Raw genomic sequence first — 19547 nt, forward strand, 5'->3', positions numbered from 1 at the left:
TCCCAGAGCACGCTGGCGTCGTTCGGGTCCGGGTTGCGGTCCAGATCGTAGACGGTGTAGTGCCAGCCGACCTTGGGCCGGATGTAGCCGTAGGTGCGCTCGAAGGTGGCCTCGACGCTGGGATAGGCATAGAAACGGTTGCCGACCGCCTTGTCGCTCGACTTGTGCTCGAAGCGGACCGTCTCGCTGTCCAGGTTGAACTGCAGCGTGCTGCCCAGCAGGTGGGCGTTCTGGTTGGCGTTGAAGAGGATCTGGGGCAGCCGCTCGTAGGGGCGCGTGATGGGCGACGCCGGGTCCTGGAGCAACTGGTAGGTCTGCACCCGGCCGGTCAGGGTCCACCAGTCGCCGTCGTAGGTCAGCGAGCCGCGCCGGGGCAGAAGGACCTGCGAGGTCTGGTTGACCAGGTTGGACAGGTCGGTGAAATAGGTGCTGTCGGAGACGCTGTCGACCAGCAACTCGCCGGACAGGCGCGAGGTGAAGTCCTGCTGGTGCTCGATGCGGCCCCGGTAGCGGCCCTTGCCGGTCATGGCGTCGTAGGGCAGGGCCTCGATGCCGATCTGGCCGCGGTAGTCGGGTTCCAGGTAGCGGAATTCGGCGCCCAGCTGGACGCCGCGCTTGCTCATCATGCGGGGGAGGAAGGTGGCGTCCAGGTTGGGCGCGATGTTCCAGTACCAGGGTGCCAGGATTTCCAGGCCGCGGTCGTCGGATACCCCGATCGACGGGCTCAGGAAGCCGCTCTTGCGGTTCTTGTCGAGGGCGAAGTCGAGCCAGGGGCGTACAGGATGGGCACGCCCAGGTACTCGACCGTGACGTCGCGGGCCTGGCCGACCTTGCTGACGTAGTCGAGGTTCAGGTTGTCCGTGCGCATCGCCCAGTCGTCGTTGCCGGCCGGGCAGGTGGTGTAGCGGGTCGACTCCATGCGGTAGTGCTCGCGGTCGTCGATGTAGACCTTCCTGGCCTCGCCGCGTCCGCTCACGCCGCTCTGGTTGGTGAAGTAGAAGCGCGCCTGGTTGACCTCGCCGATGTTCTCGCTCATGCGCAGGTGCAGGTCGCTGCTCTCCAGGCGCCGCTCGCCCTCGACCAGGACGACGTTGCCGCGGGCGAACACCTCGTCGGTGGTCGGGATGTAGCGCGCCCAGTCCGCCTCGAAGTTCTTGCCCAGGCTGCGCGCCCGGACCTGGCCCTCGACCTCGATGCTGCCGTCGTCCAGGGTCTTCAGGCGGTCGGCGTCGAAGAACACCGGGTCGTTGCCGACCGTCCCCGACGGCCGTTCGGCGGTCAGGTTGAGCGACAGCTTGAGGGGAAGGGGGGCGTCCACCGCCAGGCTTGCGCCGGAGGCGACCATCATGGCGACGGTCAGTGGGAGAAGGCGGTGCGGGGCCATGGACGGGCGGTGGTAGAATCGGTTCGGTTAATTGAGCGCGCGGATTATAACTTGGAACCGGAAGAAAACCCCGACTCCCCGGCAGGAAACGGTCGCTTCGCCCGCCTGCGGCAATGGACGGCCGAGGCGTTGCCGGCCGCCATGACGGATATCGAGGTCGCTTCCGCGGACGCCAGCTTCCGCAGCTATTACCGGGCCCGGACCGCGGCGGCCAGCTACATCGTCATGGATGCGCCGCCCAGCCACGAGGACTGCCGGCCCTACGTCCACGTCGCCCGCCTGTTCCGCGCGGCCGGCGCCAATACCCCGGAAGTCCTGGCCGAGAACCTGGCCGAGGGCTTCCTGCTCCTGACTGACTTCGGTTCCACCACCTATCAGGCCGCGCTCGACGAGGCCAGCGCCGATGCCCTGTACCGGGATGCCAATGCGGCCCTGGTGAAGATCCAGGCCGCCAGCCGGGCGGGCGAACTGCCCGACTACGACGCCGCCCTGCTCGGGCGCGAGCTGGCCCTGTTTCCGGACTGGTACCTGGGCCGCCACCTGGCGGTCGAGCTGGATGCGCGCCGGCGCGGCGTGCTCGACCAGGCCTTCGCCGCCATCCTGGCCAACAACCTGGCCCAGCCGCGGGTGTACGTGCACCGCGACTGGCATTGCCGCAACCTCATGGTGACCGGGGCCGACAACCCCGGCGTGCTCGACTTCCAGGACGCGGTCTACGGGCCGGTCACCTACGACCTGGTGTCCATCTATAAGGACGCCTACGTGGCCTGGGAGGAGGAACGGGTGCTCGACTGGGTGATCCGCTACTGGGAGGCGGCTCGCCGTGCCGGCTTGCCGGTGCGGCCGGATTTCGCCGACTTCTACCGCGATTTCGAATGGATGGGGGTACAGCGCCACCTCAAGGTGCTCGGCATCTTCGCCCGCCTGTATCACCGCGACGGCAAGGCCGGCTACTTGGACGACATGCCGCGCGTGCTGCACTACCTGCGCGGTGCCTGCGAGCGCTACGCCGAACTGCGGCCGTTGCTCGGCCTGCTCGACGAGGTCGCCGGCAAGCCGGCCGAGGTGGGGTACACCTTCTGATGAAGGCCATGATCCTGGCGGCCGGGCTGGGCGAGCGCATGCGTCCGCTCACCGAGCACACCCCGAAGCCCTTGCTCGAGGCCGGCGGCCGGCCGCTGATCGAATGGCAGATCGAACGCCTGCGCGCGGCCGGCTTCGGCGAACTGGTGATCAACCACGCCCACCTGGGCGAGCAGATCGAGACGCGCCTGGGCGACGGCCGCCGGCTCGGCGTCGCCATCGCCTGGTCGCCCGAGGGCACGCCCCTGGAGACCGCCGGCGGCATCGCCAAGGCGGCGCACCTGCTCGGCCCGGCGCCCTTCCTGGTGACCAACGGCGACGTCTACTGCGAATACGACTATGCCCGCCTGGTGCCGGTCCTGGCCGCCATGGCGGCCGATCCGGGCCGGCTCGCCCACCTGGTCCTGGTCGACAACCCGGCCCACCACCCCGGGGGCGATTTCACGCTCGCCGACGGTCGCGTCGCCGCGCCGCCGACCCACGCGGTCGGCCGTCTGACCTTCTCCGGCATCGGTTGCTACCGGCCGGAGCTGTTCGCCGGCATCGTTCCCGGCGAGCGTGCCAAGCTGGCCCCGCTCCTGCTCGCCGCCATGGCCGCCGGGCGGGTGACCGGCGAACACTACGCGGGCCGCTGGGAGGACGTCGGCACCCCGGCGCGGCTCGCCGCTCTCGACGAGGAACTGCATGACCGCATCGCCGCCTGACCCGGATCGCTACCGCCAACGCCGCCGCCGCGTCATGCGCGAGATGGCCGAGGGCGTCATGATCGTCGCCACCGCCCCCGAGGTGGTGCGCAACCGCGACAGCCACTACCCGTACCGGCCGGACAGCTATTTCTGGTGGCTGACCGGCTTCGCCGAACCCGACGCGGTGCTGGTGCTGGTCGCCGGCAAGCGGCCCCGGCACTACCTGTTCTGCCGGGAGAAGAACCCCGAGCGCGAGATCTGGGACGGCTTCCGCTGGGGCCCGAAGGCCGCCAAGGCGACCTTCGGCTTCGACGCCGCCTGGCCGATCGAGCAGCTCGACAAGCGCCTGCCCGGCCTGCTCGCCGACCAGCCCGCCCTGTATTACCGGGTCGGCGCCGAGCCGGCCTGGGATGCCCGCGTCATGGCCTGGCTGAACGCGGTCCGGGCCCAGGCGCGCGCCGGCGTCGCGGCCCCCGAGGTGCTGGTCGACGCGGCCGGCATCCTGGACGAACTGCGCCTGACCAAGGAGCCGGCCGAGGCCGACCTGATGCGGCGCGCCGCCGCCATCTCGGCGACCGCCCATCGGCGCGCCATGCGCCAGTGCCGGCCCGGCCTGCACGAATACGAACTGGAAGCGGAGTTGCTGCACGAGTTCCGGCGCCAGGGCGCCGAGGCGCCGGCCTACGGTTCCATCGTCGCCGGCGGCGGCAATGCCTGCGTGCTGCATTACGTGTTCAACGACCGGCCGCTGCGCGACGGCGACCTGGTGCTGATCGACGCCGGTGCCGAATACCGCGGCTATGCCGGCGACATCACCCGCACCTTCCCGGTCAACGGCCGCTTCACCGGCCCCCAGCGCGACGTCTACGAGATCGTTCTCGCGGCCCAGGCGGCGGCCATCGCCGAGGTCCGCCCGGGGCGCTCGTGGAACGACCCGCACGGCGCCGCCGTGCATGTCCTGGCCCAGGGCATGAAGGACCTGAAGCTGCTCAAGGGCAATGTCGACGGCCTCGTCGAGTCGGGCGCCTACCGGCGCTTCTACATGCACCGGACCGGCCATTGGCTCGGCCTGGACGTGCACGACGTCGGCGAATACAAGCAGGACGGCGACTGGCGGGCGCTCGCCCCGGGCATGGCCCTGACCGTGGAGCCCGGCCTGTACATCCGGCCCGGCGAGGGGGTGCCCAGGCGCCTGGAGAACATCGGCATCCGCATCGAGGACGACGTCCTGGTCACCGACACCGGCTGCGAGGTGCTGAGTGCCGAGGCGCCCAAGGCGGTGGCCGAGATCGAGGCCGTCATGCGCGCCTGAAGCGCGCCGGTCCACTAGGAGCGACAGTTTGAGCAGCAACGATACCTTCGATATCGCCATCGTCGGCGGCGGCCCGGTCGGCGCCGCCCTGGCGATCGCCCTCCGGGACAGCGGCCTGGCGGTCGCCGTACTCGAGGCGAAGCAGGAATTCGCCGCCCGCGATCCGCGTGCCCTCGCCCTGGCCGAGGGCACCCGCCTGATCCTGGCCCGGCTGGGCGTCTGGGACGCCCTGGCGCCGCACGCCACGGCCATCGAAACCATTCACGTCTCCCAGCGCGGCCGCATCGGCCGGGCGCTCCTGGAGGCGCGCGACATGGGCGTGCCCGCGCTCGGCTACACGACGGCCTACGGCGATCTCTACCAGGCCCTGGCCGCGGCCCTGCCGGAGGCCGGCGCCACGCTGATCACCGGTGCCCGGGTCAGTGCGGTGCGGCCGGCCGCCGGACTCGGCCTGGTCGAGTTCGAGCAGGGCGGCAGCGTCCGCGGCCTGTCGGCCCGCCTGATCGTCCTGGCCGACGGCGGCAAGAGCCTGCCCGGCGCGGTCAAGATCAAGGACTACGGCCAGAGCGCCATCATCTGCACCGTGCAGACCGAGGTCGGCCACGGCGGCCGCGCCTACGAGCGCTTCACGCCGGCCGGACCGATGGCCCTGTTGCCGCTGGGCGACGACTACGCCCTGGTCTGGACCACCGCGAACGACCTGGTCGAGACCCGCATGGCCTGGGACGAGGCGACCTTCCTGGAACACCTGCAGGCGGCATTCGGCGACCGCCAGGGCCGCTTCCTCGCGGCCGGGCCGCGTTCCGTGTTTCCGCTCCGGCTGGTGACCGCCAGCGCGGTGGCGGAGCCGGGCCTGGTGCGCATCGGCAACGCCGCCCAGACCTTGCACCCGGTCGCCGGCCAGGGCTTCAACCTGGGCCTGCGCGACGCCTGGTGGCTGGCCGAGTGCGCGCTCGACTTCCCGCGCGAGGCGTTCGGCGGCCCCGAGTTCCTGGCTGCCTACCGCAAGCGTCGGCGTGCCGACGTGCGCGGTGGCATCGCCATGACCGACATCCTGGTCGAGCTGTTCGCCAACGACCTGCCGGTGTTGTCCCAGGCACGCGGCCTGGCCCTGACCGCCATGGACATGCTGCCCCTGGTCAAGCAATCTTTCGCCCGCAAGATGATGTTCGGGGTGCAGGCGTGGTAGCCCGCGACGACGGTCCGGGCGTCGGGGCGGTGCGGGCGGGGAGCCGGGGCCCCGCTTGCGGGGGTGCGAGCGGCCGCGAGTCGGCGCCGGCCGCCGACCTGGCAAGTTTGTGGAGGAGGTATGGTGAACGCCACTGATCGCTTCGATATCGTGATTGTCGGCGGCGGCCTGACCGGCACCGCCTTCGCCCTGGCGCTCAGGAATTCGCCCTACCGGGTCGCCCTGGTCGAGCCCAGGCCGCCCGGCCCGCCCGGCGCGGACTGGGACGCCCGGGTCTACGCCTACAGTCCGGGCAACGTCGACTGGCTGCGCGGTCTGGGTGGCTGGGCCGAGCCGGTGCGTGCCCAGGCCATCCACGCCATGCGCATATTCGGCGACGCCGGCGGCCGCCTGAGCTTCGACGCCCTCGAGACGGGCCTGCCGGAACTGGCCTGGATCGCCGAGAACGGCCGCCTGCAGTACGCCCTTTGGCAGGCCGCCGGGCAGGTCGGCAACATCGAACTGGTGGCCGCCCAGCCCGAGGCGGTGGCCTGGGGCGAGGCCGGCCGCCACCGCCTGGTCCTGGCCGACGGCCGCGAGCTCGTCGCCGACCTGCTGGTCGGGGCCGATGGCGCCAGTTCCTGGCTGCGCGACCAGGCCGGCATCGGCTTCACGGTCAAGGACCAGCACCAGGCCGGCGTGGTGGCCAATTTCGAGACCGAGAAGCCGCATCGCGGCATCGCCTGGCAGTGGTTCGCCGGCGACAGCGTGCTCGCCTACCTGCCCCTGCCGGGCCGCCGTATCTCCATCGTCTGGTCGACCCACGAGGACGCGGTGCCGGAACGCATCGCCCGCGCCGCGGACGACTTCGCCGCCGACGTCGCGGCGGCCGGCCAGCATGTCCTCGGCGAACTGCGCCGGATCACCCCGCAGGCCGCCTTCCCGCTCAAAATCCGGCGCGCCCGCGAATGGGTGCGTCCGGGCCTGGCCCTGATCGGCGATGCCGCCCACACCGTGCACCCGCTGGCCGGCCAGGGCGTCAACCTGGGCTTTCGCGATTGCCGGTTGCTCGCCGAGATGCTCGCCGCGGGCGGGAACCCGGGCGACATCGGCCGCCTCCAAGCCTACGCGGTACGCCGGCTGGAGGACGTCGCCTCCATGCAGTTCACCACCGGCGGCCTGAAGTCGCTGTTCACGAATCCCGACCCGATGCTGCGCGGCCTGCGCAACGCCGGCCTGGGCTTGACCAATGGCCAGGATTGGCTGAAACAGGCGCTCATGCGCCATGCTGTCCAATAACTTGAAGAGAGAAAAGATGCGCATCTTTACCCCCCTGCTGCTCACCGTCCTGCTGGCCTCGGCCTGCAACGCCGACGAGACCGAGATCAAGAAGAACATCGAGGCCCGCTTCCCGGGGGCCAAGGTCGACAGCGTCAGCAAGACGCCCATGAAGGGGCTCTACGAGGTCGTCGTGGGCGGCAACGAGATCGTCTATTCGGACGCCAAGGGCGACTACGTCGTCACGGGCGACCTCCTGGAGACGGCCAAGCGGCACAACCTGACGCGCGAGAAGCTGGACAAGCTGAACGAGGTGAAGTGGGACAGCCTGCCGTTCGACCAGTCGATCACCATCGTCAAGGGCGACGGCAAGCGCAAGATGGCGGTCTTCTCCGACCCCGACTGTCCGTACTGCAAGAAGCTGGAGCATGAACTGGCGCAGCTCGACAACGTCACGGTGCACGTCTTCCTTTATCCCCTGCCCATGCACGCCGACGCGCCGCACAAGGCGCGCCTGGTCTGGTGCAGCGCGGACCGCGCCAAGGCCTGGCAGGATCTGATGCTGAACGGCAAGGTGCCGGACGGCAAGGACGATTGCCAGACGCCGCTGGATGCCGTCGAGGCGCTCGGCCAGAAGCTCAATATCCAGGGCACGCCGGCCATCATCCTGGGCAACGGCCAGCGCCTGCCGGGCTATGCCCCGGCCGACAAGCTGGACGCCATGCTCAACGCGGCCAGCCGCTAAGGCGCTGTCCGAACGGGCCGGTAGAGGCACCGGCCCTGCCGGGCCTGGGCCATGTCGGCGCCACCGGATACGCCGCCCACCGCGCCGCGCGGGGCGGCCGGGTGGCGGCTGCTGGTCCGCATGGTGGTCCTGTCGGCGGCCGTGCACGGCGCCCTGATCACCCTGGTTCCGGCCCGCCGCTTCCCGTTTCTGGCCGACACCGTCGCCATCGACGCGCGTCTGGCGCCGGCCCCAGCGAAGGTCGCCACGCTGGCCAGCGTCCCGTCACCGGCGCCGGCCGCCGCGCCCGAGTCGCTTGCCGCCCGGCCGACCGGTATGGTGGCCCCGCCGGGGCGCGCCGCCCCGGCGCCGGTGGGACCGGCCCTCCCGATCGATACCAACTGGTATGAGGCCCGTCAGCTCGATGCCATGCCCGAACCGCTTGCCTGGGTCGCGCCGGACTACCCGGCCGGCGCTCGGCAGCAGGGTCTGGAAGGATGGGTACGGCTCCGGTTGCGTATCGACGAGGCCGGGGTGGTGCGGCAACTGGAAGTGGTGGAGGCGCATCCGCCCGGCGTGTTCGAAGACTCGGCGTTGGCGGCGTTCAGGCAACTCCGCTTCCGGCCCGCGCGCAAGGACGGCCGTCCGGTGCGCGTCCAGCTCGACATGCCGGTGCGCTACCAACTCGGCGACTAGGTACGGCCGGGTGTCGCCGTCAGGCGTAGGTGTCGAGCGACTGGCCGAGGTGGGCCGGGTTGCTGGCCAGGACCTGGCCGGATTGGGCCGCCTGGGCGAGCATGGCCGCCATCTGCTGCTCGGCCTGCACGGCCATCTTCAGGGTCGCCATGCCGACCTGGCTCTGGGTGAGGCTCTGGCTGGCGGCGAGGGCCGAGGAGACGCTGTCCATCATGGTTTTCCGTGATCCGTCATGACGCCACTATAGACCGCCGCGGACCCCGTTGCCGAGCAGCGGGTAGTCCTTGGGCAGGAGCAGCCAGAGGCGTCCCTTCTGCTTCATCGCGCCGGCCAGGCGGCCGGCCTCGTCGCCAAAGCCCCAGAAGAAGTCGGCCCGCACCTTGCCCTTGATCGCCCCGCCGCTGTCCTGGGCGAGCATCAGGCGATTCAGGGCTTCGCTGGCGTTGGGGCGGCTGGTGGCCAGCCAGACCGGGGCGCCGAGCGGGATCGCGGTCGGGTCGACGGCCAGGCTGCGCTCCGCGCTGAGCGGAATCCCCAGGGAACCGAGCGGGCCGCCGTCCTGGCCCGGCAGCTCGCGGAAGAAGACATAGCTCGGGTTGACCGCGAGCAGTTCCGGCAGGCGGTCCGGGTGATTGCGGGCCCAGTCCTTGATGCCTTGCATGGAGGCCTTGTCCAGGGTCAGCTCGCCGCGTTCGACCAGCCATTTGCCGATCGACCGGTACGGGTAGCCGTTGTGGTCGGCATAGCCCACCCGCATGAGCTCGCCGTTTTCCAGCTGGATGCGGCCGGACCCCTGGACTTGCAGGAAGAACAGCTCGACGGGGTCGTCCACCCAGGCGATCTCGCGTCCGGGCGCCGGGGTCCGGCCTGCCTCGATGTCGCCGCGCGGGTAATAGGGAACCACGCGGTTGCCGTCCAGGCGGCCGCGCAGGCGCAGCCCCTTCAGCTCCGGGTAGAGGTCGCTGAGGTCGATGGCGAGGAGATCGTCGGGGGGCGCGCGCAACGGGTAGCGGTAGGTCGGCGACGGCGCGCGGGCGCCGCGCAGGAGGGGTTCGTAATAACCGGTGACCAGGCCTTCGACGCTGGCGTCCGGTTCGCGTACCCGGTAGGGGGTGAAGCGGTTCTGGAAATAGGCGCGGATGCGCTCGGGGCTCGGGTCGACCAGCCGGGCGGCCTCCTCACAGGCCGCGCGCCAGCCGCTCTGGCGCTGGATCACCGTGCACGACTGCAGCCAGGCCGGCCAGGCGGCCTTGAGGTCGTCGTTCTTCCAGCCGGGCAGATCGTTCCAACCGGCCGCCTTGAGCCAGTCCATGGCGACGGCGGCGGTCCGGATCTCGGGCAGGACGGCGGCCGGCATGCCGACGGGCGGGGCGGAAGGGGCCGCGACCGGTGCCGCCGTGGGGCGGGCGGCACGGGCTCGGGTCCGTCGCCGACGACTGTCGTGATTTCCGGTTCGGGTGCCGACTCGACCACAGGGGCGTTCGGCTGGACGGGCAGATTCTGGCAGGCGACCAGCCAGGGCAAGGCCGCCAGGTACCACAGGCAACGCTTCAACGTCGGCTACCCGCTCAATGCAACACCCGGGGCATGTTCAGGGTGAATTCCGGGATTTCGGCCTCGAAGTGCTCGCCGTCCTCGGCCACCATCTGGTAACTGCCGCGCATGCTGCCGACCGGAGTGGAGATGGCCGTGCCGCTGGTGTATTCGAACTTCTGGCCGGGCTGCAGCACGGGTTGCTCGCCGACCACGCCGACGCCGCGCACTTCCTGCACCTCGTCGTGGGCGTCGGTGATGATCCAGTGCCGGGAGATGAGCTGGGCGGTGACGGTGCCGGTGTTGACGATGGTGATCGTATAGGCGAACACATAGCGGTCCGTGGCCTCGTCCGACTGGTCCGGAATGTAGTGCGTCGTCGGGGTCACCGTGATGTGGTATTTCCTGTCTTCGGCCATGGTTATTGCTGGGACGTGGGCTGAACTGGCGGCCATTGCACACGAATTGGCCGCGTCTGTCCAGAGAAGGGGGGAGCAGGTAGAATCATACGGTTTGCAACGAAACCGGGTAGCAGAAAAATGACGCAATACATGATCGCCCCCTCCATCCTGTCCGCCAACTTCGCCAAACTGGGCGAGGAAGTCGACAACGTCCTGGCTGCCGGTGCCGACATCGTCCACTTCGACGTGATGGACAACCACTACGTGCCCAACCTGACCATCGGGCCGCTGGTCTGCGAGGCCCTGCGCAAGCACGGCGTCACCGCCCCGATCGACTGCCACCTGATGGTCAAGCCGGTGGACCGCATCATCCCCGATTTCGCCAAGGCCGGCGCCAGCTACATCACCTTCCATCCGGAAGCCTCCGAGCACATCGACCGCACCATCGGCCTGATCAAGGAAAGCGGCTGCAAGGCCGGCCTGGTGTTCAACCCGGCCACCCCGCTCGACGTGCTGGAATACACCCTGCCCAAGCTGGACATGGTCCTGCTGATGTCGGTCAACCCCGGCTTCGGCGGCCAGAAGTTCATCCCCTACGTGCTCGACAAGGCCAGGAAGGTGCGCGCCATGATCGACGCCGGCGGTTATGACTGCCGCCTGGAGATCGACGGCGGCGTCGGCCCGGCCAACATCGCCGAGGTCGCCCGTGCCGGCGTCGACACCTTCGTGGCCGGCTCCGCTGTGTTCGGCAAGTACAACGCCGACGACAAGAACAAGTACGACACCATCATCGGCGCCATGCGTGCCGAACTGGCCAAGGTCTGAACGTGGTGGCGGGCACCCCCCTGGCGATCAAGGCGGTCGTCGTCGATCTCGACGGCACCCTGCTCGACACCGCGCCGGACCTGGCGGATGCCGCCATGGCCATGGCGGCCGACCTGGGCCTGCCCGAGATCGACCTGGCGACGGTGAAGACCTATATCGGCAACGGCGTCTCGCGCCTGGTCAAGCGGGTGCTGACGCGGCAGATGGAGGCCGAGCCGGACAAGGAACTGTTCGCTCGGGCCATGCCGATCTACGAGCGCCATTACGCCGAATGGGTATCGCGCAAGAGCCGGCCGTTCCCGGGGGTGGTCGACGGCCTGCAGGCCTTCAAGGCGATGGGTTTGCACGTCGCCTGCATCACCAACAAGGCCGAGCGGTTCACCGTACCGCTCCTGCAGGACACCGAGCTGTATCCGTTTTTCGAACTGATCCTGTCGGGCGACACCCTGCCCGAACGCAAGCCGTCGCCGTTGCCTTTGCTGCATGCCTGCCAGTACTTCGGCGTCGAGCCGGGCGAGCTGTTGTTGATCGGCGACTCGCTCAACGACGCCCAGGCCGCGCGTGCCGCGGGCTGTCCGGTCTTCTGCGTTCCGTACGGTTACAATCGGGGCCGTCCGGTGGCAGAATTGGACCTCGATGCGGTGGTGCCCAGCCTCACCGAAGCCTCTAAATTGGTCGTGAAGAAATGAACTCAGTCTCCCTGAAAACCGGAAAAGTGAGCCGCCCGGCGTGGCGATGGCGTTGCTGAGCCATATCCCCGCGTTGCGCACGACTCAGGTAATCCGTTTTTCAGAGAGCGACCATGACCGAACAGGAATTCATCGATTTCGCCCGCCAGGGCTATAACCGTATCCCCGTCTACCGGCAATTCCCGGCCGACCTGGACACGCCCCTGTCCATCTATCTCAAGCTGGCCAACCAGCCCTACACCTACCTGCTCGAATCGGTGGTGGGGGGCGAGCGTTTCGGCCGCTATTCCTTCATCGGCCTGCCCGCCCGCACCGTCGTGCGCGTGCGCGGCCACTTCGTCAGCGTCGAGACCGACGGGCTGCCGGTCGAGCAGAGCGACCAGGCTGATCCGCTCGCCTTCGTCGAGTCCTTCCTGGGCCGTTACGAGGCGGCGCCGTTGCCCGGCCTGCCGCGCTTCCCGGGCGGCCTGTGCGGCTACTTCGGCTATGACACGGTGCGCTACATCGAGAAGCGCCTGGCCGCCGTGGTCAAGCCGGACGTGCTCGGTACGCCCGACATCCTGCTCATGCTCACCGACGAACTGGCGGTGGTCGACAACCTGTCGGGCCGCCTGACCCTGATCGTCTTCGCCGACCCGTTGCAGGACGATGCCTACGCCAAGGCCCAACTGCGTCTGGCCGAATTGGCGAAGCATCTGTCGCGCGCGGTGACGCCCCCAAGGACGAGCCGGGCGAGGTCGTCGAGGCGCAGTCGGAGTTCGGCAAGGAGGCGTACAAGCAGGCGGTCGAGAAGGCCAAGCGCTACATCCGCGATGGCGACATCATGCAGGTCGTGCCCTCGCAACGCATGAGCCGGCCGTTCAACGCCCATCCGCTCACCCTGTACCGGGCCCTGCGCGGGCTCAACCCGTCGCCCTACATGTTCTATTACGACATGGGCAACTTCCAGGTGGTCGGCGCCTCGCCGGAGATATTGACCCGCCTGGAGGGCGACATGGTCACCGTGCGGCCCATCGCCGGCACGCGTCCGCGCGGCCGCACCCGCGAGGACGACCTTGCCCTCGAACGCGAGTTGCTGGCCGACCCCAAGGAACTGGCCGAACACCTGATGCTGGTCGATCTCGGCCGCAACGACGTCGGCCGGGTGGCGCAGACCGGTACGGTCAAGGTGACCGAAAAGATGGTCATCGAGCGTTACTCGCACGTCATGCACATCGTCTCCAACGTCGAGGGCCGGCTGCGCCCGGGCCAGACGGCCATGGACGTGCTGCGCGCCACCTTCCCGGCCGGGACCGTGTCGGGGGCGCCGAAGGTGCGGGCGATGGAGATCATCGACGAGATCGAGCCGAGCAAGCGCGGCATCTACGCCGGCGCGGTCGGTTACCTGGGCTTCAACGGCGACATGGACCTGGCCATCGCCATCCGTACCGCCGTGATCAAGGACAAGACGCTGTACGTGCAGTCGGGGGGAGGTCTGGTTGCCGATTCCGTGCCCGAGAACGAGTGGCAGGAGACGCAGAACAAGGCGCGCGCGGTGTTGCGTGCCGCGGAATTGGCCCAAGCCGGATTCAGCGGCGAGACGGTCTGATCCGACCCGTCGTCTGGTGACGGTCGTCATCGGTTGGCGCTACACTTATTCGATTATTTTCCTGGACTTGGAGACATCATGAGGTATCTCACCCGCACCCTGGTTCCGTTCGGCCTGGCCCTGTTCATTCCCGCCGCCTACGCCGCCGATGGCCAGGCGCAACCGACCGCGCCGCAGGCGGTCTATGCCCAGCCTGCGATGCCGCAATACCCGTTCTTCCCGTTTCCCTTTCCGCAGCTGACCTACCAGCCGGCGCCCCAGTACATGCCCGGCTACGCGCCCCAGATGGTGCCGCAGCAGTACGCACCGGCCTACATGCCGCAGATGATGCCGCAGCAGTATGGCTACGTGCCCTATCCGATCCCCGCCAACGTCGATCCGAAGGTACTGGAAGCGATCCGCAACGTGATCCAGTCCGGCCAGAGCGCCGGTGCCGCCGCGGTCAAGGCGAACGAGAGCGCGACCAAGGCCGACAATGCCGCCAAGGCGGCCGGCGAGGTGGTCGACCGGGCCAGCGCCTTCACCCAGAAGGCGGCCCAGGGCATGGCCACCTTTGCGCAATCCGCGAACGAGGTCGTGGCGGCCGGCAACAAGGCCGAGCAGGCGGCCCAAGTGGCCAACCAGGCCGCGGCCCGTGCCGAGGCCATGAGTGCCAAGGTCCAGGCCGTCGCCGAGCGCGCCGCCCAAGGCATGGCGGTGTTCGCGCAGTCCGCCAACACCGTCACCGAGGTCGGTGCCCGTGCCCAGGAAGCGGCCAGCCACGCCGAGCAGTCGGCGACCAAGGCGATGGACCTGATCAAGCAGGCGGAAGCCATGCTGAAGGATCTGGAGGCCCGCCTGCAGACCCTGAACGCGGCCCAGCCGGGCGCCGCCAAGGCCGTGTCGGCCAAACCGGTCGTGGCCAAGTCCGCAGCGGGCGCCCTGGAGGCGGAAGTGAAGCCGGTCGCCGCGGGCAAGACCGGCCGCCGTTACACCAGTGGCCGGCATTACACGAACAAGGCGAAACACTGATCCGTGCCGGCTGGCCTCCGCCTCTCACTGTGCATCAGCACCTACAACTGGCCGGCGGCGCTCGACCTCGTGCTGGCGAGCGTCGCCCGCCAGACCGTCCTGCCGCGCGAGGTGATCGTCACCGATGACGGTTCGGGGCCGGATACCGCGGCCCTGATCGCGCGTTGGCGGGCGCGGTTTCCGGTGCCGCTGGTACACGTCTGGCAGGCGGACACGGGCTTCCGCCTGGCGCGCGCCCGCAACCTCGCGGTGCTGGCGGCTACCGGCGATTACCTGGTCTTCCTGGATGGCGACATGGTGCTGCATCCGTGCTTCGTCGGGGACCACAAGCGGGCCGCAGCCAGGGGAGCCTACGTTCAAGACGTGCGCGCGAAGGCCGGTAAGGGGTTGACCAGGCGCCTACTTGAACATCAGCTGCTCTGGCCCGGCTTCTTCGCGGCTGATATCAGGGGTAGACGCCATCTCCTCCATAGCCATCTGCTGAGCCACTACCGGCGCCAGGCCACGCGATCCCTGCAGAACGTCACCGGCTCCAACATGGCGTTCTGGAAGGAAGACCTGCTCCGGGTGAACGGTTTCAACGAGGCCATGGAGGGCTGGGGCATGGAGGACAAGGAACTGGTGATCCGCCTGCGCAACAGCGGCTGCCGCGTCCGCCTGCTCAAATATGCCGGGATTGCCATGCATCTCTATCATCCCAGTCGGCGGGCACCGGAGGAGAGCAATCCGAACCGGTTCCACCTCGACAAGGCGAAGGCCGGTGCCACCTGGTGCGAGTTCGGCCTGGACCGCCATACCGGTGAGGACTTCCGCGTCGCAGACGGGGCCGAACGGGGCGCGCGGGCGTCCGCCAACACTAGACAGGAAGCCGCGACATGCTGCTGATGATCGATAACTACGACAGCTTTACCTATAACCTCGTGCAGTACTTCGGTGAACTCGGCGAGGACGTCAGGGTGATCCGCAACGACGAGATCGACCTCGCCGGCGTCGCGGCGCTGTGCCCGGACCACATCGTCATCTCGCCGGGGCCCTGCACCCCGACGGAGGCGGGCATCTCCGTGCCTCTGATCCAGGCCATGGCCGGCAAGGTGCCGCTGCTCGGCGTCTGCCTGGGCCACCAGAGCATCGGCCAGGCCTACGGCGGGCGCATCGTGCACGCCAAGGAACTCATGCACGGCAAGACCTCGCCGATCCATCACAAGGATGTCGGCGTCTTCCGCGGCTTGGCCAACCCGTTCACCGCGACGCGCTACCACTCCCTGGTCATCGAGCGCGAGACGCTGCCCGATTGCCTCGAGATCACCGCCTGGACTGAGGATGGCGAGATCATGGGCGTGCGCCACAAGACCCTGGCGGTGGAAGGCGTGCAGTTCCATCCGGAATCGATACTGACCGAACACGGCCATGCCCTGTTGAAGAACTTCCTCGAGGGGGCGCGGGCATGACCGACGACGCCATCACACCCCAGCAGGCCCTGGCACGGGTCATCGAGCACCGCGAGATCTTCTACGACGAAATGCTCGGGCTGATGCGGGCGATCATGTCCGGGGAGATGAGCCCGGTGCTGATCGCGGCCCTGATCACCGGCTTGCGCGTGAAGAAGGAGACCATCGGTGAAATCGCCGCCGCGGCAACCGTGATGCGCGAGTTCTCCACCAAGGTGGAGGTCGCCGACACCGCCCATCTGGTCGACACCTGCGGTACCGGCGGCGACACCGCCCACACCTTCAACATCTCCACGGCCGCCGCCTTCGTGGCCGCCGCCGCCGGTGCCCGGGTCGCCAAGCACGGTGGCCGCTCGGTGTCGTCCAAGTCGGGCAGCGCGGACGTCCTCGAAGCGTTGGGCGTGAACATCGGCCTGGTGCCCGAGCAGGTCGCCCAATGCATCGCCGAGGTGGGGCTCGGCTTCATGTTCGCGCCCAATTTCCACGGTGCCATGAAGCATGCCGCCCCGGTGCGCAAGGAACTGGGCGTGCGTACCCTGTTCAACATCCTCGGCCCGCTCACCAACCCCGCGGGGGCGCCGAATCAGGTGATGGGGGTGTTCCATCCCGATCTGGTCGGCATCCAGGCGCGGGTGCTGCAGCGCCTGGGCGCCCGCCATGCCGTGGTGGTGCACGGCCGCGAAGGTCTGGACGAGATATCGATTGCCGGCGAAACGCTGATCGGCGAATTGCGCGACGATGCGGTCACCGAGTACACCGTACACCCGGAGCAGTTCGGCTTGCCGGTGCACGACATCGATGTGTTGCGCGTCGCCAATGTCGAGGAATCGCGGGACGTGGTCCTGCGCGTCCTCGACAACGTGCCCGGTCCGGCGCGCGACATCGTGTTGCTCAACGCCGGCGCGGCGATCTATGCGGCTGGCGTCGCCGGCGACTTGCAGGACGGTGTGGCACGCGCCCGCGAAGCGCTCGCCAGCGGCCGTGCGCGCGCAAAACTGGAGGAACTGGTGCGCTTCGCCTGACGGTTCAGCGACCGAGCCGGCGCAGCAGCTTGCCGGTGTACATCGAGGTTACGTAGGCGGCGTCTTCCTGACTGGTGCCACCTTGCAGCAGCCTCTGGCGCAAGGGGAGGGAGAGGGCGAGACCGAGTCCGAGCAGTACGGTCAAATCCCAGGAATAGGTCGTGCCCTGGCTGATGTGGCGGATTACCGTTTCGAAGCAGGTCATGGCAACCTCCGGCCGCGCGCTGGCTTGTGCGCTCAGCCACGATAACGGCACATCCGGGAAAGAATTGAGCTGGCGCCCACGGCAGGAATCGAACCTGCGACCCTCCCCTTAGGAGGGGGATGCTCTATCCACTGAGCTACGAGGGCGGCGGGCGTGATTCTACCCGGCCTGGGCTGACCCTGCAGCCGGGACGGCCAGTTTGTCCAACATCTCGGTGAGGCGGCCGGCCTCGACCGGTTTCGCCAGGTAACCATCCATCCCGGCCGCCAGGCATTTCGCCTCGTCGTCCCGGCTGGCGTGCGCCGTGAGGGCGATGATCGGGATATGGCCTTGCCCGCGGTCGCGTTCCGCGCCACGGATTTCGACAGTGGCCTGGTAGCCGTCCAGTTCAGGCATCTGGATGTCCATCAGGATGACGTCGAAGCGGCCGTCGCGCCATGCCGCCAGGGCGGCGCGGCCGTTTTCCGCGACCGTCGGGTGGTGGCCGAGATCCTCGAGCAGATGACGTATGACCCATTGGTTGACCGGGTTGTCCTCGGCGACCAGGACGGCCAGCCGCGCCATCCCGACGGGCCGTACGGCCGCTGTCGTCGCCGGCTGGTCGGCGGGGGCGGCCAGGACCGTCTCGGCCCGGGGGAGGTCGATCTCGAAGCTGAACAGGCTGCCCCGCCCGGGTGTGGATTCGACCTTGATCTCGCCGCCCATCTGGGCAACCAGGCGGGAGGCGATGGACAGGCCGAGGCCGCTGCCGCCCGCCCGCCGGCTGGCCGAGGCGTCGACCTGGTTGAAGGCCTCGAAGATGCTGGCCTGGCGGTCCTGCGGGATGCCGATGCCGGTGTCCTGCACCGCGAAGGCGAGTCTTGCCGAGCCGGCCCGCTCGTCCTTCAGCTTGACCGAGAGGATGACGCTGCCGGCATCGGTGAACTTGATCGCGTTGCCGACCAGGTTGCTCAGTATCTGGCCCAGCCTGAGGGCGTCGCAGAACACCTGTTCGGGTACCTCCGGTGCGACGGCGATGTCGAACGCCAGGCCCTTCACCACGGCGTTTGCCTGCAAGGGCAGCATGCAGCGCGCCAGCGCGGCGCGCAGGCCGGTGGGCGCCGGCTTCAGCTCCAGGCGGTCGGCCTCGATACGGGCGAAATCCAGGATGTCGTTGATGACGTCGAGCAGCGTCGTGGCGGAATCGCGGATCATGCGTACCTGCTGGCGGTGCCCGGCCGGGAGATCGGCGCGCAGGAGCAGCTCGGCGAGACCGATGATGCCGTTCATCGGCGTCCGTATCTCGTGCGAGATGTTGGCCAGGAACTCCGACTTCGCCCGGCTGGCACCCTCCGCGGCGTCCTTCGCCTGCCGCATGGCCACTTCGGCACGCTTGCGGGTGGTGATGTCCTGGAACACGCCGACCATGCGCAGCGGCCGGTTCGGGCCGGCGTCGACGAGCATGCCCTTGGAGGCGAACCAGCGCGTCTCCGCATGCCGGGTGACGCCGCGGTACTCGACCTCGTATTCGGCGAGTTCCCCGTTCTTGTAGCGCCGCCCGACTTCCAGCACGCGTTGGACGTCGTCGGGGTGCAGGCTGCGCACCCAGGTCTCGTGGACGTTGTCGCCGACCTCGTCGCGCGTAGTGCCGAGCAGTTCGTGCCAGCGCGCGTTGACGACGCCCTTGCCGGTTGTGACGTTGACGTCGAAGAACGCCAGGCGGGCCCCGGCCAGGGCGAGATCGGCACGGCGCTCGGAGAGGTCGAGAGCGGCGCGCTGCAGGCGCGCCTGTTCCGCCAGGCCGATGACGCCGATGCCGACCAGGGGGACGAGGAGGGCGGCCAGGACCAGGCCGGCATGCACCACGCCATGCGGCGCCGCGCTGCCGCCCACCGCGACCAGCATGGCGATTTCCGCTACGACGAGCGAGGCCAGCATGGCGGGCGCGGGTAGGCTGAAATGCATGGTTCGGAAGGGCGGCTGAAGTACCGCGATGGTAATGAGTAAAGGTGCGTGCCAGCCCTGGTAAATTCGTCTTGTCCCTACTGCCGGGCGAACCATAATGTCCATATGGCAACAAGGAAAGCGAGTCATGCGTCATTATTCGAAACAGGACATGCAGACCGTGCGCGATGCCTTGGCAAGCCGGTTGGCCGACCTTACCGCGCACATCCGTGACGGCTTGTCGGAGAGCGAACAGAACCAGTTCAACGCCATCCTCGGGCGCGGCACCGGCGACAGCAGCGACGAGGCGTTGGCCGTCTCCCTGGGTGACCTGTCGGCGGCCCGGCTCGACCTGGATATCCGCCAGTGGCAGGCCCTGAAGGCGGCCGAGCAGCGGCTCGACGGCAGCGAATTCGGTGTCTGCGTCGAGTGCGGCAAGGCCATTCCGGTGGCCCGCCTGGTCGCCAATCCAGCCGCCGAGCGCTGCATCGAATGCCAGTCTGCATATGAACGCAGCCACGGCGGACAGGCCCACGGTTCCCTGTAAAATCCCCGCACCATCCCTGACCGG

At 68.7% G+C, this 19547-nt stretch carries 21 protein-coding genes, 1 tRNA gene and 1 pseudogene; 15 read left to right on the forward strand and 8 right to left on the reverse strand.

The features are described 5' to 3' along the window. Both lptD and EZJ19_RS13810 read right to left on the reverse strand, forming a co-directional pair. A partial coding sequence (gene lptD / locus EZJ19_RS13805; protein ID WP_131448569.1) for an LPS assembly protein LptD occupies positions 1-626 on the reverse strand: 626 nt, incomplete at its 3' end. A 98-nt stretch (positions 627-724) separates the two neighbouring features. Beyond that, on the reverse strand, positions 725-1348 hold the full coding sequence (locus tag EZJ19_RS13810; protein ID WP_165873583.1) for an LPS-assembly protein LptD: 624 nt from the start codon (positions 1346-1348) through the stop codon (positions 725-727). A 177-nt stretch (positions 1349-1525) separates the two neighbouring features. Between EZJ19_RS13810 and EZJ19_RS13815 the strand changes: the two genes are divergently transcribed. The 7 genes from EZJ19_RS13815 to EZJ19_RS13845 all read left to right on the forward strand — a co-directional run bounded on the left by EZJ19_RS13815 (position 1526) and on the right by EZJ19_RS13845 (position 8331). After that, on the forward strand, positions 1526-2467 hold the full coding sequence (locus EZJ19_RS13815) for an aminoglycoside phosphotransferase family protein (RefSeq protein ID WP_131448802.1): 942 nt from the start codon (positions 1526-1528) through the stop codon (positions 2465-2467). Beyond that, complete coding sequence (gene murU, locus EZJ19_RS13820; RefSeq protein ID WP_240754783.1) at positions 2467-3171, forward strand: N-acetylmuramate alpha-1-phosphate uridylyltransferase MurU; 705 nt, start codon at positions 2467-2469, stop codon at positions 3169-3171. Before EZJ19_RS13815 ends, murU begins: the two co-directional genes overlap by 1 nt. Beyond that, positions 3152-4465, forward strand: coding sequence for a Xaa-Pro aminopeptidase (gene pepP / locus EZJ19_RS13825; protein ID WP_131448573.1), 1314 nt, complete (start codon positions 3152-3154; stop codon positions 4463-4465). Before murU ends, pepP begins: the two co-directional genes overlap by 20 nt. 28 nt (positions 4466-4493) lie before the next feature. Beyond that, on the forward strand, positions 4494-5654 hold the full coding sequence (locus EZJ19_RS13830; protein ID WP_131448575.1) for an FAD-dependent monooxygenase: 1161 nt from the start codon (positions 4494-4496) through the stop codon (positions 5652-5654). 120 nt (positions 5655-5774) lie between these two features. Next, positions 5775-6932: an FAD-dependent monooxygenase gene (locus EZJ19_RS13835; RefSeq protein ID WP_131448577.1), complete on the forward strand. Its 1158-nt coding sequence runs from the start codon at positions 5775-5777 to the stop codon at positions 6930-6932. Between the two features lie 16 nt (positions 6933-6948). Further along, the gene (locus EZJ19_RS13840; protein ID WP_165873584.1) at positions 6949-7656 is read left to right on the forward strand and encodes a DsbC family protein; all 708 of its coding nucleotides are present in this window, start codon (positions 6949-6951) and stop codon (positions 7654-7656) included. A 51-nt stretch (positions 7657-7707) separates the two neighbouring features. Then, a complete protein-coding gene (locus EZJ19_RS13845; RefSeq protein WP_131448581.1) occupies positions 7708-8331 on the forward strand; it encodes an energy transducer TonB in 624 nt (207 codons plus the stop codon). A 19-nt stretch (positions 8332-8350) separates the two neighbouring features. On the opposite strand, the gene EZJ19_RS13850 is transcribed toward EZJ19_RS13845, so the two are convergent. The 3 genes from EZJ19_RS13850 to apaG form a co-directional block, all read right to left on the reverse strand. Beyond that, entirely contained in the window at positions 8351-8545 is a 195-nt protein-coding gene (locus EZJ19_RS13850) for a putative motility protein (protein WP_131448583.1), read from the reverse strand. A gap of 27 nt (positions 8546-8572) precedes the next feature. Then, a complete protein-coding gene (mltA, locus tag EZJ19_RS13855; RefSeq protein WP_131448585.1) occupies positions 8573-9688 on the reverse strand; it encodes a murein transglycosylase A in 1116 nt (371 codons plus the stop codon). A 211-nt stretch (positions 9689-9899) separates the two neighbouring features. After that, a complete protein-coding gene (gene apaG, locus EZJ19_RS13860; RefSeq protein ID WP_131448587.1) occupies positions 9900-10283 on the reverse strand; it encodes a Co2+/Mg2+ efflux protein ApaG in 384 nt (127 codons plus the stop codon). 120 nt (positions 10284-10403) lie between these two features. Between apaG and rpe the strand changes: the two genes are divergently transcribed. The 7 genes and pseudogenes from rpe to trpD all read left to right on the forward strand — a co-directional run bounded on the left by rpe (position 10404) and on the right by trpD (position 16848). Then, positions 10404-11090 (forward strand): ribulose-phosphate 3-epimerase, encoded by a 687-nt coding sequence (rpe, locus tag EZJ19_RS13865; protein ID WP_131448589.1) that lies wholly within the window; start codon positions 10404-10406, stop codon positions 11088-11090. A gap of 5 nt (positions 11091-11095) precedes the next feature. Beyond that, a complete protein-coding gene (locus EZJ19_RS13870) occupies positions 11096-11779 on the forward strand; it encodes a phosphoglycolate phosphatase (protein ID WP_131448591.1) in 684 nt (227 codons plus the stop codon). Between the two features lie 113 nt (positions 11780-11892). Continuing rightward, a pseudogene (trpE, locus tag EZJ19_RS13875) lies at positions 11893-13367 on the forward strand (anthranilate synthase component I). 78 nt (positions 13368-13445) lie between these two features. After that, positions 13446-14378, forward strand: coding sequence for a hypothetical protein (locus tag EZJ19_RS13880; RefSeq protein WP_131448593.1), 933 nt, complete (start codon positions 13446-13448; stop codon positions 14376-14378). 3 nt (positions 14379-14381) lie between these two features. Further along, the gene (locus EZJ19_RS13885; RefSeq protein ID WP_131448595.1) at positions 14382-15263 is read left to right on the forward strand and encodes a glycosyltransferase family 2 protein; all 882 of its coding nucleotides are present in this window, start codon (positions 14382-14384) and stop codon (positions 15261-15263) included. Then, the gene (locus EZJ19_RS13890; RefSeq protein ID WP_131448597.1) at positions 15254-15826 is read left to right on the forward strand and encodes an anthranilate synthase component II; all 573 of its coding nucleotides are present in this window, start codon (positions 15254-15256) and stop codon (positions 15824-15826) included. Before EZJ19_RS13885 ends, EZJ19_RS13890 begins: the two co-directional genes overlap by 10 nt. Next, positions 15823-16848: an anthranilate phosphoribosyltransferase gene (trpD, locus tag EZJ19_RS13895; RefSeq protein WP_131448599.1), complete on the forward strand. Its 1026-nt coding sequence runs from the start codon at positions 15823-15825 to the stop codon at positions 16846-16848. Before EZJ19_RS13890 ends, trpD begins: the two co-directional genes overlap by 4 nt. Positions 16849-16852: 4 nt before the next feature. Here trpD and EZJ19_RS13900 read toward each other — a convergent pair whose 3' ends face one another. The 3 genes from EZJ19_RS13900 to EZJ19_RS13910 form a co-directional block, all read right to left on the reverse strand. Then, on the reverse strand, positions 16853-17053 hold the full coding sequence (locus EZJ19_RS13900) for a hypothetical protein (RefSeq protein WP_131448601.1): 201 nt from the start codon (positions 17051-17053) through the stop codon (positions 16853-16855). A 70-nt stretch (positions 17054-17123) separates the two neighbouring features. Beyond that, positions 17124-17199 (reverse strand) — tRNA-Arg (locus tag EZJ19_RS13905). Positions 17200-17212: 13 nt separating this feature from the next. Next, a complete protein-coding gene (locus tag EZJ19_RS13910; RefSeq protein ID WP_165873585.1) occupies positions 17213-18997 on the reverse strand; it encodes a PAS domain-containing hybrid sensor histidine kinase/response regulator in 1785 nt (594 codons plus the stop codon). Between the two features lie 127 nt (positions 18998-19124). Between EZJ19_RS13910 and EZJ19_RS13915 the strand changes: the two genes are divergently transcribed. Next, the gene (locus EZJ19_RS13915; RefSeq protein WP_165873586.1) at positions 19125-19523 is read left to right on the forward strand and encodes a TraR/DksA family transcriptional regulator; all 399 of its coding nucleotides are present in this window, start codon (positions 19125-19127) and stop codon (positions 19521-19523) included. Positions 19524-19547 lie beyond the last annotated feature (24 nt).

Source organism: Parasulfuritortus cantonensis, from assembly GCF_004337445.1.
Classification (GTDB): Bacteria; Pseudomonadota; Gammaproteobacteria; order Burkholderiales; family Thiobacillaceae; genus Parasulfuritortus; species Parasulfuritortus cantonensis.